This is a genomic window from Modestobacter versicolor (assembly GCF_041028285.1).
GTDB classification, from domain to species: Bacteria; Actinomycetota; Actinomycetes; order Mycobacteriales; family Geodermatophilaceae; genus Modestobacter; species Modestobacter versicolor_A.
On the sequence record NZ_JABGDB010000002.1, the window covers coordinates 84,657 to 110,850 of the forward strand.

The following is a 26,194-nucleotide window of genomic DNA, read 5'->3' on the forward strand; positions in this document are numbered from 1 at the left end:
CGGTCAGGAGTTCCTGCGCGAGCCGGCCGGCCCTCCCCAGGTCACGGACCGGCCCGGTCAAGCCACGCCACCAGGCGCACCGACCGGCCGGGCACCGCTCCTCAGACGGTCGCCTCCAGGACCGTGACGTGGTTGGCGACGGCCAGGCCGCCCATGTTGTGCACCGCGCCCCGGCGGGCCCCGGACAGCTGCATGGCCCCGGCGACCCCGGACAGCTGCATCGCGGCCAGCACGTGCTGCGAGACGCCGGTCGCCCCGACCGGGTGGCCCTTGGACTTCAACCCGCCTGAGACGTTGATCGGCAGCCGGCCGTCCGGTCCGACGAGGCCCTCCTCCAGGGCCAGCCGGCCCTTGCCTGGTTCGGCGAGCCCGATGACCTCGTACATCACCAGCTCGGCGATGGTGAAGCAGTCGTGGAGCTCGACGAAGTCCAGGTCGTCCAGCGCCGCGCCGGCCGACGTCAGTGCCCGCTGCCAGGCCAGTTCCGCAGCCGCGAAGGCCACCGGGTCGCGGCTGTCCTGCGGCAGGAAGTCGTTGGCCTGGGCGAACGAGGCGATCCGGACCGGGTCCACCGTGGCCGTGGCCAGTGCCCCGCGGCTGAGCACCACGGCGGCAGCTCCGTCGGAGACCGGAGAGCAGTCGGTGCGCCGCAGCGGGGCCGCGACCATCGGGTTGCGCTCGGAGACCGACCGGCAGAACTCCTCGTCGAACTCCTTGTGCAGGTGCGCGTAGGGGTTCTTCATGGCGTTGCGGTGGCTCTTGGCCGCGATGCTGCCCAGCACGTCGCCCACCGGGCCGTACCGCTCCTCGTAGGCCAGCGCCACCCGGGCGAAGAGGCCTGCGAACCCGGTGACCGAGTGCCGACCGGCGCTCTCGTAGTCAGCGCCCAGGAGGCCGGCACCGACCACCTCGGCCGGGGCGTGCGTCATCTTCTCCGCGCCGATCACCAGCACCCGCTCGGCGGTGCCGGCCAAGATCGCGGTGATGCCCTGGTGGAGGGCGGCCGAACCGGAGGCGCAGGCGTTCTCCACCCGGGTGGCCGGCACCCCGAAGAGGTCCGGCGACAGCTGCAGGGCCAGCGACGAGGCGAACCCCAGCGGCCACATGCCGGAGTTGAAGTGCCCGAGGAACACCGCGTCGACGTCCCGCGGTTCCAGGCCGGCGGACTCCAGGGCCCCCCGCCCGACGTCGACGACGAGGGACTCGAGCGTCTCCTCCGTCAGCTTGCCGAACCGGGAGTGGCCCCAGCCGGCGATGACGACGTCCTGCTCGCGGATGTCGGTCACGAGTCCTCCATGGTGAGTTCGACGGTGAAGGCCGCCGCGGTCCGCTCCCGCACCAGCTCGACCGGTACGTCCGGGGCGGTGGCGCGCAGCACCAGTCTACGGTCGGTGACGTCGAAGTCGGCGAGGTCGGTGATGATGCGGTCGACCACCCCTGAGCCGGTCAGGGGGAGCGTGCACTCGGCGACGACCTTGGCCGAGCCGTCCTTGGCCTGGTGATCGGTGAGGACGACGACCCGACGGGCCCCGGCGACCAGGTCCATCGCGCCGCCCATGCCCTTCACCAGGCTGCCCGGGATGGCCCAGTTGGCCAGGTCTCCGCCGGCGGACACCTGCATCGCGCCCGGCACTGCGACGTCGATGTGGCCGCCGCGGATCATCGCGAACGACGTCGCCGAGTCGAAGTAGCTCGCGCCGGGCGCGGCCGTCACGGTCTGCTTGCCGGCGTTGATGAGGTCGGCGTCCTCCTGGCCCTCGACGGGGAACGGGCCGATCCCCAGCAGACCGTTCTCGCTGTGCAGCGTGACGCGCACGCCGCCCGGGATGTGGTCGACCACGAGCGTCGGGATGCCGATGCCGAGGTTGACGTAGTCGCCGTCCCGCAGCTCGGCCGCCGCGCGGGCTGCCATGTCGTGCCTGGTCCACATCGCGTCAGCCCCCCGTCCGGGCCGTCGGCGCGGCCGGCCGGACGGTGCGCTGCTCGATGGGCTTCGCGCGGGGGGCGGCCAGCACCAGGTGGTCGACGAAGATGCCGGGGGTGTGCACCCGGTCTGGATCGACGTAGTCGTCGGCGACGACCTCCGCCTCGGCGATGGTCACCCGCGCGGCGGTGGCCACCACCGGGTTGAAGTTGCGGGCCGTGCGCCGGAAGACGAGGTTGCCCTCGGCGTCAGCCAGGGCGGCGTGCACCAGCGCGACGTCGGCGACGATCCCGCGCTCGAGCACGCACGTCCGGCCGTCGAAGTCGGCGTGCGGTTTGCCCTCGGCCACCGCCGTGCCGACGCCGGTGGGGGTGTAGAAGGCCGGGATGCCGGCGCCGCCGGCTCGCAGCCGTTCGGCCAGCGTGCCCTGCGGTGCGAACTCGATCTCGATCTCCCCGGCGAGGTACTGGGCGGCGAACAGCCGGTTCTCCCCGACGTAGGAGGCGATGACCCGGCGTACCTGTCGCGTCTCCAGCAGCAGGCCGAGGCTGGTGCCGTCGACGCCCATGTTGTTGGAGACCACGGTGAGGTCCCCGGCTCCGCTGTCGCGGACCGCCTCGATGAGGTCGAAGGGGTTGCCGGAGAGGCCGAAACCGCCGACGGCCAGGGTCATGCCGTCACGCACGGTCTCGGTGACGATCTCCGCAGCACTGGACCGCAGCTTGCTCACGTCGTGCTCCTCGGCTGCCCGCTGGTGGCGGCGTCGTCATGGGTGGTCGGTGGAGGTGGCTGGGCGAACGGGTCGGGCCGGCCTCCGGGCATCGGCGCCCGGCCGACCCGCAGGCTCAGGGCGATCAGCGCGTAGTAGCCGACCAGCCAGACGAGCTCCACCACCACGACGACGCCGAGCGTGCGGACGGCCTCCTGGAACTCCTCGTCGCTGAGGTCGCGGTGCCGCGCCAGCGACGTGACCAGCCGGTGCACCTGCTGCTCGCGCGCGGTGGCGGAGGCCGGAGCCCGGCCGTCCAGCAGGGTTCGCAACTCGCCCTCGGACAGACCTGCGGCCAGCGCCGGGCGGAGGTGCCCCGCCCACTCGAAGCCGCTGCGTTCCACGGCAGCCACGCAGAGGACGGCCAGCTCGCGTTCCCGGCCGGTCAGCGACGAACGGTGCCGCAGCGCCACGCCGAGCTCGGACACCCGCGCACCGATGGCGGGGGAGAGCACCATCGTGTTGAACGGGCCGAGCAGCCGTCCTGTCTCGTCGGTGACCGGGACCGCACTGTCACCGGCCGACCAGTCGTCGCCGGCGAGGGCGCGGTGCAGGGCCCGTTGGGCGTCGTCCAGTTCATCCGGCGCCGGCCACGGCAGCCGGCCGGCCTGCCTCACGCCGCCCCCAGGTAGGCCGCCCGGACCTCGGGCATGACCAGCAACTCGTCGGCCGGGGCGCTGAGCGTGAGCTGCCCGTCGGCCAGCACGTGCCCCGCGTCGGACATCGACAGCGCCGCCTGCATGTTCTGCTCGGCGATGAGCATCGTGACGCCCTCGCCGCGGATCGCCTGCAAGGTGTCGAAGACGGTGTCCACCACCACCGGCGCCAGGCCGAGGGAGGGCTCGTCGAGCACCAGCAGCCGCGGGCGGGAGACGAGCGCCCGGCCCAGGGCGACCATCTGCTGCTCGCCACCGCTGAGGGTCCCGGCCGCCTGCCCGCCCCGCTCCGCGAGCAGCGGGAACAGCTCGAGCACCCACTCCATGCCGCCCCGGGAGCGGGCGCGTGACTCGCGGTCGTGCAGGCCGAGCCGGAGGTTGTCCCGGACGCTCATGGTGGGGAAGAGCCGGCGGCCCTCGGGCACCAGCGCCATGCCGTGGCGCGGCCGCTGGTGGGCCGACACGCCGCTGAGGTCGTGGCCGTCGAAGACGATGCGGCCCGAGCGCAGCGGCTGCATGCCCATGATCGCCTTGACCAGGGTCGTCTTGCCGGCTCCGTTGGAACCGATCAGCGCGACCGTGGCACCGTCGGGCACGGACAGGGAGACCCCGCGCAGCGCGGTCGCCTCGCCGTACGCCACGTCGATGGCCTCAATCTCGAGCACGGGCGCTCCCCAGGTAGGCGGTGATGACGTCGGGGTCGGCGATGACGTCGGCGGGCGCACCACTGGCGAGGTTGCGGCCGCGGTTGAGCACGTACATCCGGTCGGCCAGCGTGGTGACCGCCTTGACGTTGTGCTCGATGTAGAGGATCGAGACGCCGGAGTCGCGCAGCGCCGCGATCATCTCCACACCCGCGGCGGCCTCGGTGGGGTTGAGCCCGCCGAGCACCTCGTCGAGCAGCAGCAGCCGGGGGCGCAGCGCCAGGGCGCGGGCGATCTCCAGGAACTTGCGCTCGTGCAGCGTCAGGCTGCTCGTCGCCGACGCGGCCTGGGCGGTCAGCCCCAGCCGGTCGAGGATGCCGGCCGCCTCGTCCAGCGCCTGTGCGCGGCTGCTGCGGTGCCGGCCGAACATGGCGGCGACCGCGACGTTGTCCACGACGGTCAGGGAGGGCAGCGGCCGGGGCACCTGGAAGGTGCGGGAGATCCCCGAGTGGGCCCGCCGGTGGGCGGGCTCGCGGGTGACGTCCCGGCCCTCGAAGGTGATGGTCCCGCCGCTGACCGGCACCGACCCCCCGATCAGGTTGAGCAGCGTCGTCTTGCCCGAGCCGTTGGGGCCGACCAGGCCGACGATCTCGCCGGGGTGCACCTCGAGGTCCACCTGGTCCAGGGCGAGCAGGCCGCCGTAGCGCTTGGAGACGCCGCGGCAGGCCAGCAGGGGAGCCGTCGGCTCCGGCGCACCCGCGGCGCTCGATCCGGCGTGCGTCGTCGGCCGGTCGTCCGGGCTCAGCGCAGCGGTCACCGGGTCACCGCCCGCGGGCGGAGCTGGGCGGCGTCACGCAGCACCCGGCGCCGGCCGGCCAGCCCGCCGATGCCGGCGGGCAGGGCGACGATGACGGCTACCAGGAGCAGGCCGATGACGATCTGGGCCAGGTCGGGGTCGCCCAGGTCCAGCAGCAGCTCGCGGGCGCCGACGATGAGCGCGGCACCGAGCACCGGCCCGTACCAGGTGGTCGTGCCACCGAGGATGGCCATGATCACGACGAACAGCGGGATGCTGAGCGCGAAGACCGCGCCGACCTCGATGTAGCCCAGGTACACCGCCTGCGGCGAGCCCACCAGGCCGGCCAGCCCACCGCTGACCGCGAACGTGCCGACCTTGTACCGGTAGGTGGACACCCCCAGCGACTCGGCCACGCCCTCGTCGTCCCGGATGGCGGTCAGCGCAGTGCCCCACCGGCTGCGGGCGATGGCCAGGGCCACGAGCACGGTGCCGACCGCCATCGCCAGGGCGAGCAGGTACAGGCGCACCGGGTCGTTGGCCAGGAAGGTGCCCGCTGCTGCCTCCCGGACGAAGACGCCGCGACCCCCGTCGAGCACGTCCACGTTGCTCACGACGGTGGCGACGATGAACGCGAGGGCCAGGGTGACCAGGCCGAACAGGTCTCCGCGGAACCGCGGTGAGGCGAACATCGCGGCGCCGACGGCGGCCGCCAGCGCCGCGGGCACCAGACCGGAGAGCAGGACGACCACCGGCAGCGGCAGGTCGGTGCGGGTCAGCAGGGTCGAGGTCGTGTAGATCCCGATCCCGAAGAACACCCCGTGCCCGAAGCTGGGGTAGCCGGCCGAGCCGCTGAAGACGTTCCAGCTGACGGCGAGCACCACCCAGACCAGGAACTGGAAGCCCAGCGTGACCGGGTAGCCGGTACCGGTGACCACCGGGAGCAGCGCGCCCAGCACGGTGCACGCGGCGATCACCGCCACGGGGCGCCTCAGTCGAGTCGGCACGGGTCAGCTCCTCGTGGCTGCGGGCGCGGCCAGGCGCGGCGCAGCTGGTCGGGTGGCGGCCATCCGCGTGCTGACCGCACGGAACAGGGGGGCGGCGCCGAGGTAGGCGAAGAGCACCCCATAGGCGATGGCAGGGGCCCAGGTGGGGGAGAGGTACAGCGACCAGGCGTTCTGCACCATCATCAGGAGGACGGCCGCGAGCAGGGCGCCGACCGGCCGTCCGAGGCCGCCCAGCAGGCAGCTGACCACCACGATGCCCAGCCACGAGGCGGACAGGGTGGGGGTGAGCGAGAGCTTCAGCGCCACGAGGGTGCCCGACACCGCCGCGCTGGCAGCGGCGAGCCCGGAGACCACCACGGCGAGGGGCACCAGCCGCACCCCGAACACCTCGGCGACGGCGGCGTCCTGGTGCATCGCGTGCAGGGCCCGGCCGTGCCGGGTCTTCCGCAGCAGGTACGCGGAACCGCCGACCATCACCAGGGCGGCGACCAGGCTGAGCAGGTCGACCGGCTGGAAGGCGACCCGGTCCAGCGGTTCGGGCAGCCGCAGCGGCTGGCGCAGCGCGTCGGGGAGGGTGGGGCGCAGGTTGAGCAGGTCCGAGCTCCAGACCAGGCTGACCAGGCTCTCCGCGGCGATGAACAGCCCGAAGGTGATCAGCAGCGTGGTGAACACGGCGGCCCTGATGCGCACCAGCCCCAGCTGCAGGAGCACCCCGACCAGGAAGAAGGCCGGGACCGTCAGCAGCAAGGCGGCGAACGGGCTGAGCCCCACGTCGGCCGCGACGGTGTAGGTGAGGTAGGCGGCGATCACGGTGAGCGAGATGTGCGAGAAGTCGGCGACGCCCAGCAGGCCCCACTTGATCGTCAGGCCCAGCGCGATGCAGCCGAAGAGGCAGCCGAGCAGGGCTCCGTTGACCAGGGTCTGGACGAGCGCGATGGTCCCGGCGTCCACGGGCAGCGCTCCCTCCTGTGTGCTGCAGGGCCCGCGGGGGCGCGGTCCGTGGTGGTCGGTGGCTACGGGCCGGCGGTGGGCACCGGGGGCGGCACTGGCCCCCGGTGCGTCGCCTCAGGGCTGGAACTGGATGTCGGCGCTGGCGACGTCCTCGGGCCAGACCACCTGGCGCTCGCCGTCCTGGATCTGGGTGATCTTCGTCAGGTCGGTGTTGTAGTTGTTGAACCCGTCGAAGCCCACGGCCCCGGCGAGCGTCTCGACCTCGGTGCCGTTGAGGTAGGCGATGATCGCGGCGTTGTCGACGCCCGCGTTCACCATGCCGGTCAGCAGGATCTGCCAGGCCCCGAAGCTCCCGGCTGCCTGCGTCTCGATCAGCGGGAAGAGGTCACCGGCCTCGGCCCGCTCGACGTACTCCTGGGCGAAGTACTGCGCGACCGGCGTGTCCGACAGCGGCGGCTGGTTCTCCCAGATCGACTGGGTCATGAAGCCCTCGGCCTCGGCGCCCAGCTGGCTGTAGGTCACCGGGGCCGCGAGGCTGGCGAAGAGCCCGCGCGGGGTGTAGCCGATCGCGGTGAGGGCGTCCATGAAGTTGGTCAGGTCCCCGCCGAGCGCACCCAGGTAGATGAAGTCCGGGTCGGCCTGCTGCACCCGCAGCGCGATCGAGCTGAAGTCGGTGGACCCGAGCTCGTAGGAGACGTCCCCGGCGATCTCCACGCCGTTGGACTCGAAGACCTGCTTGGCCGCGGTACCAAGCGAGATGGTGGTGGGGAACTGGGACACGGCGAAGAACGCCGACTCGGGCGGGTTCCCGCTGGACTCCAGAGCGCCCCACAGTGCCTCCGCACCAGGCGTGAAGAAGCTCTCCGAGCTGCTGCCGCCGTCACCGAACTGCCAGGCCGGGAAGTGGAACTCGCCGATCAGCTGGTCCGGGGCGCCGTTGGTGTGCGTCGGGTAGGCGTACCCGGCCCGGCCGACCGGGCCGGCGCCGGCCAGCGTGGTGGCCCCGCCGTAGGGCCCCATGACCACGTCCACCCCGTCGGCGATCAGCCGCTCGTAGTTCGACGCCGCCTGACCGGGGGTGGACTGGTCGTCGACGACCTGCCACTCCAGCGGCCGCCCGTCGACCCCACCGCACTCGTTCACCCAGTCGACCACCAGCTCGGCCACCGCCTCGTGGATGGCGGCGGTCGGCGCCAGCGGGCCGGTCAGGCTCAGCGAGCCGCCGACGACGATCGGTTCGCCGGTGGCTGCGGTGCCGGTGCACTCCATGTCGGCGATCGGGGCGACCAGCTCGGCCTCGGGCAGGTCGGCGACCTGGTCCTCCACGGCGTCGCTGGAGCTGCTGCCGCCGCACGCCGTCAGCAGCAGGGCTGCCGACAGCGCGGCCGCGGCAGCGGCGGGGGTTCGGTTCACGTTCGACTCCTTCGTCGAGGGTGCGTGGCGGGTGGGGCGGTGCAGGTCGACCACGGAGGTCAGTCGGGCAGGAAGGCCACGACGCGCGCGGGAGCGGCGCTGGTCCGGGCGAGGTGGATCGGGAAGAAGCCGACGGTGAAGCCGTTCGGCGGCAGGTCGGCCAGGTTGACCATCTGCTGGACGATGAACGCCTCGCGGTCACGGATGGCGAAGTGGCCGTCCCAGATCTCGTTCCTGTCCCCGGTGTCCTCGAACGCCTTGCGCATCACCGGGAAGGGCCGGTCCCAGGCCAGCGCGTCCGTGCCGAGCACGGTGGCCCCCAGCCCGGTCAGGTACCGGGTCCCCTCACCCGTCATCCCCGGGTACTGGAAGAACTCCGGGTCGGACATGGAGTACCGCTCCTGGCCGGTGCGCAGCAGCACCGCGTCGCCGGGCTCGACCGGCTTGCCGTTCGCCGCGATCGCCGCCTCGAGGGCGGTCACCGTGATGCCGGTCGCCGGCTGCACGTGCTCGCGCAGGTCCAGCACCATCCCGGGCCGGTACAGCTCGTCGAGCGGGATGTCGCTGATCGTCCGGGCCGGCTTGCCCTCGATCGTGTTGCCGCTGTGCAGCGGGGCGTCGACGTGGGTGCCGCAGTGGGTGTTCATCATGTGCATCCAGTCCTCCCCCCAGCCCTGGTGGTCGGGGAGGTCCTCGGGGGTGCAGCCGAAGGCGCCGATCACCCGGTCCAGACCCTTGTCGGCCGGGTTCAGGTACTCGATGTCGGGCGCGATGATCGTCTTCAGGAACTCCAGCTCCGGCGGCATGAGGTCGCGGTTGGCCGGGTCCATCAGCCGGGACAGGTCGACGAGGCGGGGCATGGACGGCTCCTTCTTGGGTGGGGGTGGCGGACGGGTCGGACGTCAGTCGCGGTTGCTGTAGCGGACCCGGTTGCGGAGTACGCCGATGCCGGCGACCTCCAGCTCCACGACGTCGCCGTCCTTGAGCTGACGGCCGATCTCGAAGCCGCTCCCGCCCAGCACGGTCCCGGATCCCAGCACCTCGCCGGCGTGCAGCGTGCGACCGCGGCTGAACAGTGCGAGGGCGTCCTCGACCCGGTGGGTGATCGTCGAGGAGTTGCCCCGCGACCACTCCACGCCGTTGACCCGCGCGGTCATCTCCAGCGCGTAGGGGTCACCGATCTCGTCGCGGGTGACGATGCACGGGCCCAAGGTCGTCCCGCCCGGGAGGTCCTTGCCCAGACCCGGGCCGAGGTTGCCCTGCATGACCCGGGCCTGGGTGTCGCGCAGGCTCCAGTCGTTGAAGATGGTCCACCCGAACACCAGTTCAGCGGCCTGCTCGGCGGAGACGTCGGAGGCCGTGCGGCCCAGCACGATGCCCAGCTCGAGCTCGTAGTCCAGCCGGGTCGAGTCGGGCGGGGCGACGATCTCGTCGTCCGGGCCGCTGACCGCCAGGTGGTCGCAGGTGTAGTAGACCGGCTGTTCGCGCAGCACCGGCGGCAGGCCGTAGTTGCCGGTGGCGATGAGCCGCTCGTGCTCGGCCGCCGGGTCGTCGGCGGCGGCCGCCTGCTGGCGGGCCAGCGCCTGGAAGGCGGGCTCGAGGTGTGCGGTGAACAGCGTGCAGTCGCGCATCCGGACCGGATCCGGGAGCGGCGCGCGCAGCACCGCGTCCTCGACGGGGACGACGGCGCTGATCGGGTGCTCGTCGAGGACCCGGTCCGCCAGCGCGAGACCGGCCTCGCCGGAGCTGATGAGGTGCCGCATCGAGGTGAACGCCGTCGCCTCGGGCGCGGCGGCGGTCAGGTCCAGCACGGCAGACCCGGCGTCGATCAGGGCTCCGACGTGGTTGGCGCCGTCCACCCGCAGCGTCACCAGCTTCATGTCCACTCCACCTGTCTCCCGGGTCGGCGCCGTCATCGGCGTCGATGGAGACAGTGGCGGCACGGGCGAGGGCGGCGGTAGGTGACAACTGCCAATCTTGTGATCAAGCTCATTGTGTGACGGACACAACGCCGCAGGACCTGACGCTGCTGCCCTGGCGGCTCGTCGAGGGGTTCGAGCCCGGTGCGGGAGCCACGGCCGGGGGTCCCCTGGCGGCCCAGGCCGACTACCTGAGGAGGCTGTCCGGCACCCGGACCCAGCGGGAGACGATGCAGGTCGCCACCGACGAGGTCTGCCGACGACTCGGCTGCGACGTGAGCTGGGTCGGCACGGTCGAGCACGGATACCTGGTCATGGGCGCGGCCCGCGGGCTGCAGTCCAGCGAGATGGCGGTGGCCTGGCGGCTCAAGCTCGGCCAGGGGATCGGCGGGCGGGTGGCCACCGACGGCCGGCCGAGCGTCAGCCGGGACTACCGGCACGACTCGCGGCGGGTGCCGCTGATGACCCGGGTGATCGACGAGGAGGGCATCCGCTCGCTCGTCTCCGTGCCGTTGCTGTCGGGCGACCAGGTGCTCGGGGTGCTCTACGGCGCGCGGCGGGAGGTGCACGACTGGAGCCCGGCCGAGGTCGCCGAGGTGACCGAGGTCGGGCGGGACCTGGCCGTGCGGCTGACGGTGGTCGCCGATGTGGAGTCGACGGTCCGCCGGCTCGCGGACGCCGAGCAGGACCTCGCCGCGATGCGCGGCACGCTGCGCACCGTCCAGCACCTGGTCCGGTCGTTCACCCGGGGCGAGGACGTCCGGCGCGGCATCGAGCTGCTGGCGCACGACCTGCAGATGACCGTGGAGCTGCGCGACGCGGACGGGTGGGTGGTGCACCTGGTCACCGAGGGGGTGCCGCAGCGGTCCCGGGTGCGGTGGCGGGCGGACGTCGGTCCCCGCGACAGCCACGCCCTCGCGGTGGTCGGCGACCACGATCTCAGCGACGCGCAGGCGGCGATGGCGCAGACCTTCGCGGCGCTGATCACGCTGCAGATGGCCCGCGCGCAGGAACGGTCGACCGAGGAGCTGAGGCTGACCAGCCGCTTCTTCGACGCGGTGCTGGCCGGGAGGGGAGGAGACCTCCGTGAGTTCGTCGCCGACGCGTCACTGCTCGGCCTCGACCTGCGCCGCCCGGCGTTCGTGGCGGTCGCCGGCCGCACCGGCGACGACCTGACGCAGCGTGCCCTCACGCCGCAGGACGTGGCAGCGGCGACGGGGCTGCTGGCCGCCCGCTTCCCCGGCAGCGTGGTCACCCCCCGGGAAGGTGACCTGCTGGCCATCGTGTTCACCGAGGACGGCGCACGGTCGGTCGCCGCGGTCATGGAAGCGCAGGTGCTCCCCGGGCTGGGTGCCCGGGGCCAGTGGGTTGCCGGCGTCGGCGGGCGGGTGGAGACCGTCGGCGACTATGCCGCCGCCTACCGCGAAGCGGGCCGGGCCCTGGCGTTCGTGCGTTCCAGCGCAGGTGGCACCGACGTCGCCATCGCCTCCGACCTCGGGACGTGGGGGCTGGGCGACGGGACGAGCGAACCCGCGGGCCGTCAGGTGGAGGCCGCCCTGGGACCGCTGCTGCGGTCGGACGCGACCGGGGGCACGGAGTACGTGCCCACCCTGGAGGCGTACCTGCGCAACGACCGGAACCTCAACCGGACCGCGGCGGCCCTGCACGTGCACGCCAACACCGTGCGCTACCGGGTGACCAAGATCGAGGAGCTGCTGCGGGCCAGCCTGCGGGACGTCGACGACCGCTTCCGGCTGGAGTCGGCGCTGCGCCTGAGAGGAGCCACCCGCAAGAAGCCGACGGCCTCGGCGCCGGAGTGACCCCCGTGGCGCTGACGACCGGCCAGCTCTCTGCTCGCGGTAGCGGATGGCGCGTTCTACCTCGTCCTCATGACCGAGCGGGGCGGGCGGAGGACTCATCGTGGGTCCTCTCCGCGTGAGCAGTGGGTCCGCGCTACAGCAACCGGTACAGCGACGCGGTGGGTACGACCACGCACGTGGGAGCACGGCCACGAACGCCGCGTCCCTGTGACTTGCGGGAACGCAGGTCGGCGAACAGTCGCGGACGACTGCTCGTAGTTGGGGGTCAAGGGGACGCAGGTCCGATTCCTGTCAGCCCGCAAGTGAGATCGCAGGTCAGAGGCGGGTCGTCCGAGACGGGTGGCTGCCTCTTGCGTCGGTACAGCAACCGGTACCCGTGCTGTCCGGACCATTGACGGACGCCGCCCCCCGGAAGCGCGCTTCGGCGGCGCAGTCGTCGGACATCGTGCCTCGCTGTGCGCTCCGGTCAGGCGATCTGCACCACCCTGCCGGTGAGGGCGGGCGTCACAGCCGGATGCCTGCCGAGCACCGCTGGGTCGTGGCCGGGCACGATCAGCTCGACCCGGTCGGCGAGCTCGCTGATCCGGTCGAACGCGCCGTGGACGGCGGTCGTGCAGTGCAGCAGGGGCGCCGGCCGGTCGGTGCCGAGGTTCTCGTAGAAGTGGCTCGCGTCGGACGCCAGCACCACGTGACCGATCTCGGTGCGCAGCCGGACCACCTGCATCCCGGCGGTGTGACCGCCGACCAGGTGCAGGCTGAGTCCCGGCAGCAGTTCGACGTCCCCGTCGACGGTCCGGAGCCGGCCCTGTCCCTGGGCGACGCCCAGGTGCGCCAGGTCCTCGGGCGACCAGAGCCACCGCTCGCGGGTGATCCGCTGCGGCCACGGGCCGGTCCAGTGGTCCCACTCGGTCTGCTGGACGACGTAGGTGGCCGCGGGCAGGTCGGCGACGGTGCCGGTGTGGTCGTAGTGCAGGTGGGTGAGCACCACCCGGTCGACCTGGTCGGGGGTGACGCCGACCTGGCCGAGCAGGTCGACCGGTGAGCCCAGGTAGCTCATCCCGGCCATCGTCGAGGCCCGGTCACGCCCGATGCCGGCGTCCACCAGGACCACGTGCCGGTCGGACACCGCCAGCCACACGTAGTAGGCCGTGGGGTGCGGTTCGGTGGACCGTTCGTCGTGGCCGAGGAAGTGCTGTCCACGGAGGCCGGTCCGGAAGCCGTAGGCGATCGCCAGCACGCGCCACGTCCCTGGCGTCGTGGGGCGCAGCCGGGCCAGCTCCTCGGCGTCCGGGAGGCGACGGACCGGCACCTCAGTCGTCCAGCCGGGACACGGCGCGCAGCTCGTCCGGCGTCGCGGAGCCGAAGCCGAAGAACTCCAGGTAGGCGGGGATCTGCTCGTAGAGCATGTCCGCACCCACCTGGACGGGGCAGCCCCGCGCTGTGGCGGCGGCCAGGAACGGCGTGATCACCCGGTGCATGACCACGTCGCCGACGAGGGTGGAGGGCGACAGGCGGGAGACGTCGACGGGCAGCGGGTCGTCGTCGGACATGCCCAGCGGGGACGCGTTCACGACCAGGTCGAAGCCGGCCGGGTCCGCGGAGCCGGTCAGCACGTCCAGCTCGGGGAAGTGCTCGCGCAGCCGCCCGGAGAGCCGGTCGGTCACCCCGGCGCCGGGGTCGAAGAGCCCGAGCGTGGCGACCCCGGCCTCGGCCAACGACGCCGCGATGGGCGAGCCGACGCCTCCGTTGCCGATCACCAGCGCCCGCCGTCCGGCCGGGTCGAAGCCCTTGCGCAGCACGCCGCGGACGAAGCCGGTCCCGTCGAACTGGTCACCGACCAGGCGGCCGTCCTCCCGCCGGAGCACCGCGTTGGCCGCTCCGGCCACCATGGCGGCCCGGGACAGCTCGTCGACCAGCTCGGTCGTCGTCACCTTGTGCGGCATCGTCACCAGCGCGCCACGGAGGTTGGTCATGGTGAACAGAGCCGGGAAGAAGTCCCGGTAGTCCTCGGCCCGCACGCCCATCGGCACGACCACCGCGTCGACCTGGTGCTTCTCGAACCACGGGTTGTAGATCATCGGTGCCTTGAAGGCGTGGGTCGGGTAGCCGAGATGGGCGATGAGCGTGGTCGTCCCGCTGAGCATGGTCGTCTCTCCTGTGGAGGTGGCCGGGGTGTCGGGCTGGAGCCGGCCCCGGGGTGGCGGATCAGCGCACCCCAGGGCCGGGGTCCGTCACTCCGCCGAGCCGCGGATGGCCTCGTAGACCGCCAGCTGGTCGCCGCTGTAGTTCTCCGAGAAGTACCCCTCGGCCTGCTCGCGGAATGCGTCGACGTCCACGTCGTCCACCACCTCGAGGTCGCCACCGGATGCCCACTCGTCGAGCTGGGTCTGCTCGAGCTCCTCGACGCACTGCGGGACCTGCTCGACGGCCGCGTCGACCGCCGCGGACAGCGCCTCCTGCTGCTCCTCCGACAGCTCGTCCCAGACCGGGCCGATGACCACGAGGTTGGAGTTCTGCTGGTGCGCGGACAGGCTGATGTAGTCCTGCACCTCGGCGTAGTTCTGCGCCGCGATGTTGGTGATCGGGTTCTCCTGGCCGTCGACGATGCCCTGCTGCAGGGCGAGGTAGAGCTCCTCGAAGGCGACCTCGGTCGGCGTGGCCCCCAGTGCCTCGGCGTTCATCAGGTACTGCGGGGAGTTGGGGAAGCGCATCCGCAGACCGTCGAGGTCGGCGGGCTCGCGGATCGGCTCGCTCGCGGTGAAGTGGCGGGCGCCGGCGGACCAGGCACCGAGGATCTGCACCCCTGTCGAGTCGGCGAAGTCCTGCCGCACGGTGGAGGAGGCGTCACCGCCGAAGAAGGTCGCCAGGTGCTCGGCGTCGTCGAAGGCGTAGGCGGCGTCGACCACGCCGATGGGCTCGTAGATGGCGCCCAGCGCGGAGGCGCCCTGGATGTCCATGTCGTGGTCGCCGGCCGCCACGGCGTTGACGCGGTCGGCGTCGCCACCCAGCTGGCTGGCGCCGAAGATCTCCACGGTCACGCCCACGTCGGCGGATGCGACCTCGTCGGCGATGACCTGGGCGCCGCAGCGGGCCTGCGGCTGGTCGTCGGTGTAGCTGTGGGCGAGGGTGATCTCGACCTCTTCGTTGGCCGAGCCGCCACCGCCACCACCGCCACCGCTGTCGTCGCTGCCGCCGCAGGCTGCAGCGAGCAGCACGGGCACGGTCATCGTGAGGGCGAGCGCTGTGCGCTGGCGCCGAGAACGAGTCTTCATGAGGTCCCTCCGTTGGGTTCGAGAGTTCTGGTCGTCGGACGTCAGGCGCCGGTGGTGCACCCGGCAGCTGGACGGGTGTGCGGTGAACGGCCCCCGGTGGACCCGGGGGACGACTGTGCGGGCGGGCCGGGGTGGACGCGCCCGCGGCGGGTCACAGGCCGAGCTGCTCGGGGAGCCAGGTGACGGCGTCGGGGAAGAGGATGATCAGGCCGCAGATGACCAGCAGCGGGATCATGAACGGCAGCGATCCTCGGAAGACCACGCCGGTGGGCGCCTTGGTGATCGAGCTCAGCACGTAGAGCACCGTGCCGACCGGCGGCGTGAGCAGGCCGATCATGTTGGAGATGATCAGCAGGACGCCGAGCGCGATCGGGTCCACGCCGAACTGGTTGCTGATCGGCAGGATGATCGGGACCGTCAGCACGAGGATCGCCGTCGGGTCGATGGCGGTGCCGAGGATCAGGATGACGATCGCCACGAGGAGCAGGAAGATCGTGGGGTCGTCGGTCAGCGCGAAGATCGCCTCGGACAGCGTCTGGGGCACCCGCTCCCGGGCCATGATGTAGCCGAGCAGGGAGGCCGAGGAGACGATCAGCATGACCGCGGCCGACACCAGGACGGTCTCCTTGAACACCTCGGGCAGGTCGCGGAGCTTGAGGCTCCGGTAGCAGAGGCAGAGCACCATCATGTAGGCCACGCCGACGGCGGCGGCTTCCGTGGGAGTGAAGGCGCCGGAGAGGATGCCGCCCAGGATGATCACCGGCGCGCCCAGCGGGCCGAGGACCCGGCGGCCGGTGTGCAGCACCCGCTGCATGGAGAACTGGGTCACCTGGATGTCGGGGTACCGGCGGACCAGGACGAAGACGACGATGCAGAGCCCGAACGCCATGAGCAGGGCGGGGACGACCGAGGCGGCGAAGAGCGCTCCGGTGGAGACGGCGGCCAGGCCGGCGTAGATGACCGCCGGGATGCTCGGTGGCATGACCGGGGCGATCAGTGACGCCGCGCCGGTCACGCCGAGCGCGAACTTGAGCGGGTAGCCGTTGCGTTGCATCGCCGGGATCTCGACCTTGCCGAGCGCGGCGGCGTCGGCGACAGCGGAGCCGCTCATCCAGGAGAAGCCGAGGCTGACCCCGACGCTGACGTAGCCGAGGCTGCCGCGGACCCGGCCGAAGAGCGCCAGCGCGAAGTCGAACAGCCGGTCGGCGATGCCGCCCTTGTTGGCGATGACGCCCAGCAGGATGAACAGCGGCACGGCGAGCAACGGGAAGCTGGCGGTGGCGGCGGTGAGGAGCCGGAGGCTCGCCCCGATCGACTGTCCCTCGATCCACATGTAGGCCAGGCAGGGGCCCAGGAAGGCGAACGCGACGGGTACCCGCAGGCACAGCAGCCCGGCGATGGCCAGGGTCAACCAGAGGATGGTCACTCGGCACCGGCCATCATCGGTGCGTGCCCGGCGGGCACCCCACGGACGGCGATGACCGCGGCCGCGACGAGCCCGCGCACGGCTGTGCTCACGAAGCCGATCAGCGGGAGCACGTAGAGCCAGGGCATCGGCAGCCTGAGCGAGGGCGACGTGAGCCGTGCCTGCGACTGCATCAGCTCGAACGCCTCCACGGCGAACCCGGCGCCGACGGCGGCGACGACGAGGCACGCGAAGACGCGGACGGCCCGCACCACCCACTGGTTCTTCACCAGGTCGACCACCTCGAGGGCGATGTGCCCGTCGGTGGTGACGAGGACCCCGGTCACGACGAAGGCGAGCCAGACCAGGCAGAAGCGGGCCAGCTCTCCGGTCCAGGTGAAGCCGTCGATGGGCAGGTACCGCTGACCTGCCTGGACCAGGACGAGCAGGAACATGACGATCGTTGCCGCGGCCGCCAGCCCGATCTCGATGGCGGTGATCACCCGCACCGGGCGGGACCACCAGCGGGTGGGTGGATCGTTCGGAGCCGTCACTGGCCCTCGCTCCTTCGGTCGACGCTGTGCTGCGTGTCACAGCAGGAAGGCACGTTAGGGAGCTGGCCACAGCGCTGGCAAGCAGTTGCCATGGGTTGCCAAATCATGGTGATCACGGTCTGATCACGCCGTGCAGAGCCCGACGATCTACGACGTGGCACGGTCCGCCGGTGTGGCGACCTCGACGGTGTCCCGGTCGTTCAGCAACCCGAAGCGGGTGAGCGCGGTGACCCGGGAACACGTCCTCCGGGTCGCTCGCGAACTGGGCTACGAGCCCAACCCGCACGCCCGTGCCCTGACCTCGCGCCGGACCCAGACGCTGGCGATGGTCGTATCGGACATCACCAACCCGCACTTCTTCGAGATCATCCGGGGCGCGGAACTGCGGGCGAAGTCCTCGGCCTACACGCTCGTGCTGGTCAACGCCGAGGAGTCGCCGCGGATCGAGGAAGAGCAGATCAGCCGGCTGATGCGTTCCGTCGACGGGTTCCTGCTGGCGGCGAGCCGGCTGCCCGACGAGAGCCTCAGCCAGCTGGCCGCCTCGCACTCCCTCGTCCTGCTCAACCGCCAGGCCACGGGCATCCCGAGCGTCGTCCTCGACCAGCGGGAAGGCTGCCGGCAACTGGTTGCCCACCTGGCGTCGCTGGGCCACTCGAAGCTGGTGTGCCTGTCCGGGCCGCGCAACTCCTGGACGTCGGCCAACCGGTGGGCGGCGATCCGCGACGCGGCGGAAGAGCTGGGGCTGACGGTGACCCGGATGGGGCCCTACACGCCGACCGTCTCGCACGGTGGTGCCGCGGCCGACGCCGCACTGACCACCGGCGCGACGGCCTTCATCGCGCACAACGACCTGCTCGCCATCGGGGTGCTCCGCCGGCTCGCGGCCCGCGGGGTCCAGGTGCCGGGGGACGTCAGCGTCAGCGGGTTCGACGACATCTTCGCCGCCGACCTGTGCACCCCGAGCCTCACCACGCTCGGCGGCGTGCACGCCGACCTGGGCCGCGCAGCGGTGGAGCTGCTGCTGGAGGCGGCGAGCTCACCGAACCGGACCGGCACCGCGCCGCAGCAGCTGGTGCTGCCGTCCCGGCTGGTGCTGCGGAACTCGACGGGGACCGCGGCCGGCTGAGCTCCGTCCGGCGCGCCCGTACGGTGTGCCGGTCCTCGAACCGGACCATGTCCGGCGCCCGTCCGACCGGAGGTGCCATGAGCACGGTGCTCGTCCTGAACGGCCCCAACCTGAACCTGCTGGGCGAGCGGAAGCCGGAGGTCTACGGCTCGACATCGCTCGCTGACGTGGAACGGCTGTGTGCCGCGCGGACGACGGAGCTCGGCCACGAGTTGTCGTTCCGGCAGTCGAACCACGAAGGGGAGCTGATCGACTGGATCCACGCGGCCGGCCCCGAGGTGCGCGCAGGTCGGTGCCTCGGCGCTGTCTACAACCCCGGGGCGCACGCGCACACGTCGATCGCGCTGCGCGACGCGATCGAGGGTGTCCAGTTGCCGGTCGTCGAGGTGCACATCTCGAACGTGCACGCCCGGGAGGGGTTCCGGCACCACTCCTACATCTCCGAGGTGGCCCGCGGCGTCGTCGTCGGTCTGGGCGTCCGGGGCTACCCGCTCGCCATCACCGCCCTGGTCGAGCTCGCGGCGGAGGACGGCCGGCGCTGACGTCCCCCGCCGGGGTCAGTGCCTGCGTGCGCGGCGGTGGGCGGCCATCCGGACCGGTGCGTCGGCGGTGCCGTAGCCGTCGTAGCCGTCCAACCGCTGCACGACCTCCAGGAACACCCGGTCCCCGAGCACGCCGGTGACCAGGTGCAGGTAGCCGCCGCGCTGGTCGACGTCGTAGAGCAGGCCGTGCTCGCGGATGGCGGCGAGCAGAGCGGCAGGGAGCTCCAGCCGGGCGTCCAGGTCGTCGACGTAGTTGGCGGGCACCGGCAGCAGCGGCGCACCCGCGGCCCGCAGCCGGCCGGCGGTGGCGACGATGTCGTCGGTGGCGAAGGCGATGTACTGCGGGTCCGGCACGGTCGGTGACCAGCCGCCACGGCGCAGCGCCGCCACGCTCAGGCTGAGCCGGACGGCCCGGTCGGGGCGGGTGACAGCCCGGTTGCGGACCAGCCCGAACGGCGCCGCCACCTCGGTCACCGCCTGGGGCTCCAGCCCGAGCACCGCGCGGTAGAACAAGCCCGCCTCGTCGAAGGAGTCGAAGGGCTGGGTGAGACCGACGTGGTCGACCGACGTCAGGCCCGCGTCGGGGCCGGTCGGGCTGCCCGTGGGCAGGAAGTCGGCCGGCCAGCCGTCCGGCCCGGTGCGGGTGAAGAACACCTGCGTGCCGTCCGGGGCGGCGACCGCCGAGAGGTCTGCCTCGGCGCTGCCCCGGGTGCGGGGGAGGACAGGGGCCAGCAGCGCCTCCGCGCGGGCGGCCGAGCGCACCGGGTCGTCGCTCTCCAGCCCGAGCGCGGAGACCGCGGCGACCCCGGTCGCGGTCGGGCGGACGACGGAGGCGTTGAGCAGCACCCGTGCCGCGCCCTGCTCCCACAGCTGCACCGGCTTGGAACGGTGCTGGCCGGTGTGGGTGAAGCCGAGCCGGCCCAGCACATCGGCGACCTCGGGCCCGGAGACGCCGTCGACGGCCAGTTCGGTGAAGGAGTGGCCGGTCAGCGCCGGTGCCGGCGGCAGGGTCCGGCCGCCGGGCAGCTGGTCCTCCAGCCAGCGCAGCGAGCGCATGGCGTCCACCGCCGTCCGGACCGGGTCGGACTGCCGGAACACGTCGTTGAACACCTCCAGCGACAGGGGGCCGGCGTACCCGGCGTCCAGCACGCAGCGCAGGAAGCCGGGCAGGTCGAAGGCGCCTTGGCCGGGGAAGAGGCGGTGGTGCCGGCTCCACTGCAGGACGTCCATCTGCAGCTGCGGGGCGTCGGCGAGCTGCAGGAAGAAGAGCTTCTCCGCGGGGACGACGGCGAAGCCGGCCGGGTCCCCACCGCGGGAGAGGACGTGGAAGCTGTCCAGGCACAGGCCGAGCGTCGGGACGTCGGCGCGCTGCACCGCCTGCCACGAGTGGTCCCAGGTGGAGACGTGTCGGCCCCAGGCCAGTGCTTCGTAGGCGATCCGCAGCCCGCGCTCGCCGGCACGCCGGGCGGCGGTGGCCAGCTGCTCGGCGAGCTGGTCGAGGTCGGCGACGGCGTCGTCGGACACCGACGAGCAGACCAGCACGGTGTCCACCCCGAGCTCGGCCATCACGTCGAACTTCCGGTCGGCCCGACGGAGGTTGCGGGCGAAGGTCGCCGGGTCGGTGGAGTCCAGGTCGCGGAAGGGCTGGAACAGGTCGATGGACAGACCGAGGTCGGCGCAGCGGGCGGCGAGCTCGCGGGGTGACCAGGGGGAGGCGATCAGGTCGGGCTCGAAGACCTCCACCCCGTCGAAGCCGGCCTGGGCGGCCGCGGCCAGCTTGTCCTCCAGCGTCCCGGACAGGCAGACGGTGGCGACGCCGCGCCGGAGTGCAAGATCAGGAGACATGGGCGTCGGTGCCGGACCCCGCCGGCCGGGTGCGGAGGCCGACCTCGTCGAGGTACCGCCCGTGGATCTGCGAGGGCCCGGCGCCGCCCACCAGGCCCATGAGCACGCTGCGCGGGAGTGTGGGCACGAGGCCTCCGACTGTTAACCACCTGGTGAGTTACGCCCCTAGAGGACCACACCGGCGGCGGCGGCGCCAGGGCCGCCGAGCTCACCCGTGACCCAGCCGCCTGGCTCGAGCGCGCGGGTGCTCGAGCATCTGGTCGACGAGGTCGTGCAGGCGCCGCAGCGAGGGCGCCGGGTCGCCGGCCAGCAGACCGTGGGAGTCCTCGCCTCCCAGCGCCACCGGCACGTCCGGCGGCAGGGTGCGCAGCAGACCGGCCGCCGACTCGCCGGCGGACTCGACCTGGCGGGCACTGACCCGGACGTAACCGAGGTGCTCCCACGCCAGTTCGACGGCTTCCTCCACCTGGTCCGCCGTGGTCGACGAGGGGTTGACGTCCAGCACGACACCACCCCGCGAGGGGGCGACCACGGCGAGGGCGTCGGTGAGCAGGTCGAGCCGCTCGGCCGGCATCGGCGCCAGCAGCGGGCGGAGCCGGTAGGGGCGGGCCTGCTGGGCGAGCTGTCCGAACAGGTCCACGCGCTCGCCGGTGCTGCGGCCGGCGGGAGTGCTGGGCGCGCCGAAGCGGGCGGTGACGAACTGGGCGCCGAACCGCGCACCGAGGTCGAGCACCCGGCCGTGCGCGGCGTGCACGTCATCGTGGGGGAGGGGTCCGTCGAGGCGGACCCGGCCGACGTCCAGGACCGTCACCCGGGTCACCAGCAGCAGGTCGACCAGGCGGGCGAGGTTGCGCTCGCCGGTCCCGCCGGACCACCAGTGCTCGACCTCCTCGGCAGCCCCGACGTGCAGGCCGAGGGAGTCCCAGCCCGTACCGGGCAGGAGCTCGGTCAGCTCCAGCGGATCGTGCGGGTGGACGACGGACTGGTGTACGACCATGCGGTTCACGTGTGTGCCGCCTCTCTGCGCCGCGCGGCGCCCGGGTGCGGTGCGCGAGCGTAGCCGGGGGCTCGCCCTACGCTCGATGCATCCGCACCGCAGGGAGGCCTCGTGAGCGCGCAGTCGTCGGACGTCGCACCGCCGTCCGGTGGACCCCCTGTCGAGGTGGCCGTCGAGCGGACGAGGGACGCCGAGCGCACCCGGGCCGACATCCTCGCCGTGGCGACCCGCGAGTTCGCCGACCAGGGATACGCCGGTGCGCGGATCAACCTGATCGCGGACAAGACCAGCACCACCAAGCGGATGATCTACTACTACTTCGGCGGCAAGGAGGGTCTCTACGTCGCCGTCCTGGAGCAGGCGTACAGCCGGATCCGCAGCCTGGAGCAGCAGCTCGACGTCGAGCACCTGGACCCGGTCGAGGCGATCCGCGAGCTCGCCGGGCTCACGTTCGACCACCACGAGTCGCATCCGGACTTCATCCGGCTGGTGAGCATCGAGAACATCCACCGGGCTGAGCACATCGCCCGCTCCACGGCACTCACCGGGCTCTCCACCCCAGCGCTGGACGTGCTCGGCGTCATCCTGGAACGGGGGTGGGCGGCCGGGGTGTTCCGGGACGACGTCGACGCCCTCGACGTGCACCAGGTCATCAGCGCGTTCTGCGTGTTCCGGACGGCGAACCGGCACACCTTCGGAGCGATCTTCGGCCGGGACCTGCTGGACCCGGCTCAGCGCGATCACCAGCGGCGGATGCTCTGCGACCTCGTGGTCGCCCACCTCACCGCTCGCTGAGCAGTCGGGCGCGCCACCACGGAGCCTCCGGTCGCGGGGCACCCTCCCCTTGACGGAGTGACGGTCATCACTTCACCATCTGGTACGTAACCACCTGGTACATACGGTCGACATGCCCTGCAGGAGAAGAGCGCTCGTCCGGGAGATCCGGCAGCACGCAGGAGGGCAACGCCGCGCCGCTGACGTGCCGGGGCCATGCGACCGCGGCCACCCGCCAGGGCTGAGATCCCTGCCGTTGGACCTCAGGAGAACTGATGAGCGCCACCGAGCCGGGCGGGACCACCGCCAACGTGCCGCGGAAGGCCGCGTTGGCCAGCTTCGTGGGCAGCGCACTGGAGTACTACGACTTCTTCATCTACGGGGCGGCCGCCGGTCTGGTCTTCCCCGAGGTCTTCTTCCCCGACAGCGACCCGGCGACCGGGACGTTGCTGTCGCTGGCCAGCTTCGGCGTCGCGTACGTGGCCCGGCCGATCGGCGCGGTGGTCGTCGGCCACTTCGGCGACAAGCTGGGCCGTAAGAAGATGCTGGTGGCGACCCTGCTCCTGATGGGGGTTTCGACCTTCGCCATCGGGCTGGTCCCGTCGTACGAGAGCATCGGCGTGGCCGCTCCGATCGTGCTGGTGCTGCTGCGTGTGCTGCAGGGGCTCTCGGCGGCCGGGGAGCAGGCCGGTGCCAACTCGATGACGCTGGAGCACGCGCCCGAAGGCCGGCGCGGCTTCTTCACCAGCTTCACGCTGCAGGGCACCCAGGCCGGCCTGATCCTGGCCAACCTGGTCTTCCTCGCCGTCGCGATGCTGCCTGACGAGCAGCTGTTCAGCTGGGGCTGGCGGGTGCCCTTCTTCCTCTCCGCGCTCGTCGTTGCCGTGGGCTACTGGGTGCGCCGGTCGTTGCCCGAGACCCCGGAGTTCCAGCGGGCCGAAGCCACCGACGAGGTCGCGGAGATCCCGGTCGCCGTGCTGTTCCGCGACCACTGGTCGTCGGTGCTGCGGGTCGTGCTCTGCGCCCTGATCTCGGTGGTGAGCACCATCGTGGCCACCTGGTCGCTCGCTCACGGCACCCAGATCGTCGGGCTGGACCGGACCACGTTGCTGTGGATGGTCATCCTGGCGAACGTGCTCGCACTCGCGGCGCTGCCGCTGTGGGCGATGCTGTCGGACCGGATCGGCCGCCGCCCGGTGTTCGCCATCGGTGCGTTCGGCTCCGCTGCGGTGGCCTTCCCGTTCCTCTGGGCGCTGCAGAGCGGCCGGATCGGGTTGATCTTCCTCGTCGGGATCCTGCTGGCCGGGCTGGTCTACTCGGCCGCGAACGGCATCTGGCCGGCCATGTACGGCGAGATGTTCGACACCAAGGTGCGGTACTCCGGCACGGCCATCGGCACCCAGGTCGGCTTCGCCCTCGGCGGCTTCTCCCCGAGCATCGCCGCGGCCATCGTCGGCGATGGTGCGGACGGCTGGTTGCCGGTGGCACTGCTGACCGCGGGTGCGGCGACCGTGGCCGGCGTCTGCGCGCTGACCGCACGGGAGACCGCCCACGTGCCCCTCGCGCAGCTGGGGACCCGGCCGGCCGACCGGGACCGCCAGGTGACCCGCGCCTGACCCCGTCCGCTGCGGGCCGCGGGTCCGCTGGACGGCCGAGCACCGCTGGCCGTGGTGAGAGCGCGGCGCCCCGACCGCGCGGGCCCCGGGTCCAGATGTGGGCGGGGGCGACCAGGGTGTCGACTTGGCAGGGCTCCGCGTTCCCTGCGCGCGGCGTCGTCCACGTGCGGATGCGGCGCACATCGGCGACGATGCCCAGCGCGCGCCGGCCGGCGCCTCGCCCACGGCCGCCGAGGGTGAGGCCGCGGAGTACGCCCCGGCCCGTGAGATCGCCGCAACGGCCATGCGCCGCCGGGTGGTCTTCCTGTCAGGCGTCGCCCCGACGCCGTCACGAGGACGCACGTGGGACCCGGGCGGCTACCGGGCTGATCGCCGAGGCCGGTCGCCGAGGCCGGTCTGGCGAGCATGCGGCCCGCATGGGCACCACCGGGGGCCGGTGGCCCGGCGCGACACGCGCTTCTCCGCGATCGGGGTGCGCAGCGCGCGCTGGGCGGACCCGGCAGACGGCGTCTGCCAGGTCCGCTTCGGCGGCCACGAGGACGAGCCCGTGCGGCGTCAGGTCAGAGCTGGCCGCCGGCGTCGACCACGTGGGTGGTGCCGGTGACGTAGCGGCCGTCGTCGGACACGAGGTAGAGGACGGCGTTGGAGATGTCCTCGACCTCGACCGCGGGGATCGGCAGCTTGTTGAGCGTCCGGGCGGCCTCCTCGAAGTCGGCCCGGGTCGGGTTCTCCAGGTCGGGGCGGAACAGCCGGTAGGTCGCGTCGTTGAGGATCATGCCGGTGTTCACCGTGGTCGGGTGGATGGTGTTGACCCGGATCGACTGCGGAGCCAGCTCCTTCGCGAGGATCTTGGCCATCATGACCAGGCCGGCCTTGGCGGCGCCGTAGTGCGCGGTGCCCGGGTTGGCGTAGATGGCCGCGAGCGAGCTGGTGATGACGACGGAGCCGCCGCGGCCGCCGGCGATGATGTGCGGCACGGCTGCCTTGATGGTCTTCCACTGCCCGGTCAGGTTGATGTCGATCATCGTCTGCCAGGTCTCCTCGTCCATCTCGAGCGAGGAGGCCGGGGTCGAGATGCCGGCGTTGGCCAGCACGATGTCGAGCCGGCCGAGCTCGGCGACGCCCGCGTCGACGGCGGCCGTGAGGGCGCCGAGGTCCCGGATGTCGGCCTCGGTCGCGATGATGCGGCGGTCCAGCGCCTCGACCTGGCGGACGGTCTCGGCCAGGTCCTCGGCGGTGGCGGTGGGGTAGGGGACCGTCTCGACCTGGCGGCTGACGTCGACGGCGATGATGTCGGCGCCCTCCTGGGCCAGGCGTACCGCGTGGCTGCGTCCCTGACCACGGGCGGCTCCGGTGATGAAGGCGACCTTGCCCTCGAGTCGGGCCATCGTCTGCTCCTCTCGTCGCGGCCGGCCCGGGCACGGGCGGCCTGGATGTCGAGGAGGTTATGACACTGGATGCCACAACGCCGCCCGACCGGTCGGGCAGGATCGGTGCCGTGGGCGGACGGACGGCACCAGGAGACCGGGACAGGGGCGGCCGCCCCGCGGCCACCACGGCGCACGCTCTCGCCGGGGTGGCGCAGGAGTTGTTCGTGCAGCAGGGGTTCGACGAGACGAGCATCGAGGACATCGCCGCTGCCGCACACATCGGGCGGCGGACGTTCTTCCGCTACTTCAGCAGCAAGGCCGACGTCCTGTTCGTGGCGTCGGACGCCGAGCTGGCGACCCTGCGTCGGGTGCTGTCCTCCGCCCCGGCCGGTGGGGACTACCGGGAGGCCGTCACCGAGGCGGTGGTCGTGGCGCTGCGCGTCCCGCCCGGTGACCAGCTGTGGGCGCGCCAGCGGGCGGAGCTGGTCCTGTCCGTACCGGCGCTGCAGGCCCACGCGGCGGTCGTGTTCGCGCGCTGGCGCCGCACAGCAGCGGACCACGCAGCAGCGCGCTTCCCCGGCCACGAGCTCTTCGCCCTCGCCGTCGGGCACGCCGTCCTGGCCGCGACGCTGGCGGCGCACGAGCACTGGATCGCCCACCCCGGCACCGAGCTCGAGGACGCGCTCCGGGCCGCACTCGGGCTCCTCCTGCCACCGCAGCCGGCGGGACCCGCGTGAAGTGGGCACGGTCGGGCAGCCTCGCCCATGGCTGGACGCCGCGCACCAGGGTGACCC

The 26,194-nt window shown here is 72.5% G+C and carries 26 protein-coding genes; 6 read left to right on the forward strand and 20 right to left on the reverse strand.

Going from position 1 to position 26,194, the window contains the following annotated elements:
• Positions 1 to 101: 101 nt before the first annotated feature.
• From HL054_RS06605 to HL054_RS06655, 11 genes are all read right to left on the reverse strand, one after another.
• Positions 102 to 1,286 carry an acetyl-CoA acetyltransferase gene (locus HL054_RS06605; protein ID WP_369138059.1) on the reverse strand — a complete coding sequence of 395 codons (1,185 nt, stop codon included), beginning with the start codon at positions 1,284 to 1,286 and terminating at the stop codon, positions 102 to 104.
• A complete protein-coding gene (locus HL054_RS06610; protein WP_369138060.1) occupies positions 1,283 to 1,930 on the reverse strand; it encodes a CoA transferase subunit B in 648 nt (215 codons plus the stop codon). Before HL054_RS06610 ends, HL054_RS06605 begins: the two co-directional genes overlap by 4 nt.
• Before the next feature lie 4 nt (positions 1,931 to 1,934).
• Entirely contained in the window at positions 1,935 to 2,654 is a 720-nt protein-coding gene (locus tag HL054_RS06615; protein ID WP_369138061.1) for a CoA transferase subunit A, read from the reverse strand.
• Positions 2,651 to 3,310, reverse strand: a complete 660-nt coding sequence (locus HL054_RS06620) for a carboxymuconolactone decarboxylase family protein (RefSeq protein ID WP_369138062.1) — start codon at positions 3,308 to 3,310, stop codon at positions 2,651 to 2,653. Before HL054_RS06620 ends, HL054_RS06615 begins: the two co-directional genes overlap by 4 nt.
• Positions 3,307 to 4,014, reverse strand: a complete 708-nt coding sequence (locus HL054_RS06625) for an ABC transporter ATP-binding protein (RefSeq protein WP_369138063.1) — start codon at positions 4,012 to 4,014, stop codon at positions 3,307 to 3,309. Before HL054_RS06625 ends, HL054_RS06620 begins: the two co-directional genes overlap by 4 nt.
• Positions 4,001 to 4,810 (reverse strand): ABC transporter ATP-binding protein, encoded by an 810-nt coding sequence (locus HL054_RS06630; RefSeq protein ID WP_369138064.1) that lies wholly within the window; start codon positions 4,808 to 4,810, stop codon positions 4,001 to 4,003. Before HL054_RS06630 ends, HL054_RS06625 begins: the two co-directional genes overlap by 14 nt.
• A complete protein-coding gene (locus tag HL054_RS06635) occupies positions 4,807 to 5,796 on the reverse strand; it encodes a branched-chain amino acid ABC transporter permease (RefSeq protein ID WP_369138066.1) in 990 nt (329 codons plus the stop codon). Before HL054_RS06635 ends, HL054_RS06630 begins: the two co-directional genes overlap by 4 nt.
• Positions 5,797 to 5,799: 3 nt before the next feature.
• On the reverse strand, positions 5,800 to 6,747 hold the full coding sequence (locus HL054_RS06640) for a branched-chain amino acid ABC transporter permease (protein WP_369138067.1): 948 nt from the start codon (positions 6,745 to 6,747) through the stop codon (positions 5,800 to 5,802).
• A 114-nt stretch (positions 6,748 to 6,861) separates the two neighbouring features.
• A complete protein-coding gene (locus HL054_RS06645; RefSeq protein WP_369138068.1) occupies positions 6,862 to 8,160 on the reverse strand; it encodes an ABC transporter substrate-binding protein in 1,299 nt (432 codons plus the stop codon).
• A 59-nt stretch (positions 8,161 to 8,219) separates the two neighbouring features.
• Complete coding sequence (locus tag HL054_RS06650; RefSeq protein WP_369138069.1) at positions 8,220 to 9,020, reverse strand: cyclase family protein; 801 nt, start codon at positions 9,018 to 9,020, stop codon at positions 8,220 to 8,222.
• Positions 9,021 to 9,062: 42 nt separating this feature from the next.
• Positions 9,063 to 10,040 carry a fumarylacetoacetate hydrolase family protein gene (locus HL054_RS06655; RefSeq protein ID WP_369138070.1) on the reverse strand — a complete coding sequence of 326 codons (978 nt, stop codon included), beginning with the start codon at positions 10,038 to 10,040 and terminating at the stop codon, positions 9,063 to 9,065.
• Between the two features lie 116 nt (positions 10,041 to 10,156).
• On the opposite strand from HL054_RS06655, the gene HL054_RS06660 reads away from it, so the two are divergent.
• Entirely contained in the window at positions 10,157 to 11,899 is a 1,743-nt protein-coding gene (locus tag HL054_RS06660) for a helix-turn-helix domain-containing protein (protein ID WP_369138071.1), read from the forward strand.
• 466 nt (positions 11,900 to 12,365) lie between these two features.
• Here the strand turns inward: HL054_RS06660 and HL054_RS06665 are convergent, their stop codons facing one another.
• The 5 genes from HL054_RS06665 to HL054_RS06685 all read right to left on the reverse strand — a co-directional run bounded on the left by HL054_RS06665 (position 12,366) and on the right by HL054_RS06685 (position 17,130).
• Positions 12,366 to 13,208, reverse strand: a complete 843-nt coding sequence (locus HL054_RS06665; RefSeq protein WP_369138072.1) for an N-acyl homoserine lactonase family protein — start codon at positions 13,206 to 13,208, stop codon at positions 12,366 to 12,368.
• Position 13,209: 1 nt separating this feature from the next.
• Entirely contained in the window at positions 13,210 to 14,043 is an 834-nt protein-coding gene (locus HL054_RS06670; protein ID WP_369138073.1) for a shikimate dehydrogenase family protein, read from the reverse strand.
• Between the two features lie 87 nt (positions 14,044 to 14,130).
• A complete protein-coding gene (locus HL054_RS06675) occupies positions 14,131 to 15,171 on the reverse strand; it encodes a DctP family TRAP transporter solute-binding subunit (RefSeq protein ID WP_369138074.1) in 1,041 nt (346 codons plus the stop codon).
• 151 nt (positions 15,172 to 15,322) lie between these two features.
• Positions 15,323 to 16,597: a TRAP transporter large permease gene (locus HL054_RS06680; protein ID WP_369138075.1), complete on the reverse strand. Its 1,275-nt coding sequence runs from the start codon at positions 16,595 to 16,597 to the stop codon at positions 15,323 to 15,325.
• Positions 16,594 to 17,130: a TRAP transporter small permease gene (locus HL054_RS06685; protein ID WP_369138076.1), complete on the reverse strand. Its 537-nt coding sequence runs from the start codon at positions 17,128 to 17,130 to the stop codon at positions 16,594 to 16,596. Before HL054_RS06685 ends, HL054_RS06680 begins: the two co-directional genes overlap by 4 nt.
• Before the next feature lie 130 nt (positions 17,131 to 17,260).
• On the opposite strand from HL054_RS06685, the gene HL054_RS06690 reads away from it, so the two are divergent.
• On the forward strand, positions 17,261 to 18,256 hold the full coding sequence (locus HL054_RS06690; protein WP_369138077.1) for a LacI family DNA-binding transcriptional regulator: 996 nt from the start codon (positions 17,261 to 17,263) through the stop codon (positions 18,254 to 18,256).
• A 77-nt stretch (positions 18,257 to 18,333) separates the two neighbouring features.
• The gene (gene aroQ, locus HL054_RS06695) at positions 18,334 to 18,798 is read left to right on the forward strand and encodes a type II 3-dehydroquinate dehydratase (RefSeq protein ID WP_369138078.1); all 465 of its coding nucleotides are present in this window, start codon (positions 18,334 to 18,336) and stop codon (positions 18,796 to 18,798) included.
• Positions 18,799 to 18,813: 15 nt separating this feature from the next.
• Here the strand turns inward: aroQ and HL054_RS06700 are convergent, their stop codons facing one another.
• The 3 genes from HL054_RS06700 to HL054_RS06710 form a co-directional block, all read right to left on the reverse strand.
• On the reverse strand, positions 18,814 to 20,643 hold the full coding sequence (locus tag HL054_RS06700) for a sugar phosphate isomerase/epimerase and 4-hydroxyphenylpyruvate domain-containing protein (protein WP_369138079.1): 1,830 nt from the start codon (positions 20,641 to 20,643) through the stop codon (positions 18,814 to 18,816).
• Positions 20,633 to 20,770: a hypothetical protein gene (locus tag HL054_RS06705; RefSeq protein ID WP_369138080.1), complete on the reverse strand. Its 138-nt coding sequence runs from the start codon at positions 20,768 to 20,770 to the stop codon at positions 20,633 to 20,635. Before HL054_RS06705 ends, HL054_RS06700 begins: the two co-directional genes overlap by 11 nt.
• Positions 20,771 to 20,851: 81 nt before the next feature.
• Positions 20,852 to 21,640, reverse strand: a complete 789-nt coding sequence (locus tag HL054_RS06710; RefSeq protein ID WP_369138081.1) for a hypothetical protein — start codon at positions 21,638 to 21,640, stop codon at positions 20,852 to 20,854.
• Positions 21,641 to 21,751: 111 nt separating this feature from the next.
• Here HL054_RS06710 and HL054_RS06715 point away from each other — a divergent pair, with 111 nt between their 5' ends.
• Both HL054_RS06715 and HL054_RS06720 read left to right on the forward strand, forming a co-directional pair.
• Positions 21,752 to 22,435, forward strand: coding sequence for a TetR/AcrR family transcriptional regulator (locus tag HL054_RS06715; protein ID WP_369138082.1), 684 nt, complete (start codon positions 21,752 to 21,754; stop codon positions 22,433 to 22,435).
• 254 nt (positions 22,436 to 22,689) lie between these two features.
• Positions 22,690 to 24,030, forward strand: coding sequence for an MFS transporter (locus HL054_RS06720; RefSeq protein WP_369138083.1), 1,341 nt, complete (start codon positions 22,690 to 22,692; stop codon positions 24,028 to 24,030).
• Between the two features lie 560 nt (positions 24,031 to 24,590).
• On the opposite strand, the gene HL054_RS06725 is transcribed toward HL054_RS06720, so the two are convergent.
• Positions 24,591 to 25,418, reverse strand: coding sequence for a mycofactocin-coupled SDR family oxidoreductase (locus HL054_RS06725; protein ID WP_369138084.1), 828 nt, complete (start codon positions 25,416 to 25,418; stop codon positions 24,591 to 24,593).
• A gap of 188 nt (positions 25,419 to 25,606) precedes the next feature.
• Here HL054_RS06725 and HL054_RS06730 point away from each other — a divergent pair, with 188 nt between their 5' ends.
• Positions 25,607 to 26,137, forward strand: coding sequence for an acyl-CoA-like ligand-binding transcription factor (locus tag HL054_RS06730; RefSeq protein ID WP_369138085.1), 531 nt, complete (start codon positions 25,607 to 25,609; stop codon positions 26,135 to 26,137).
• Positions 26,138 to 26,194: the final 57 nt, after the last annotated feature.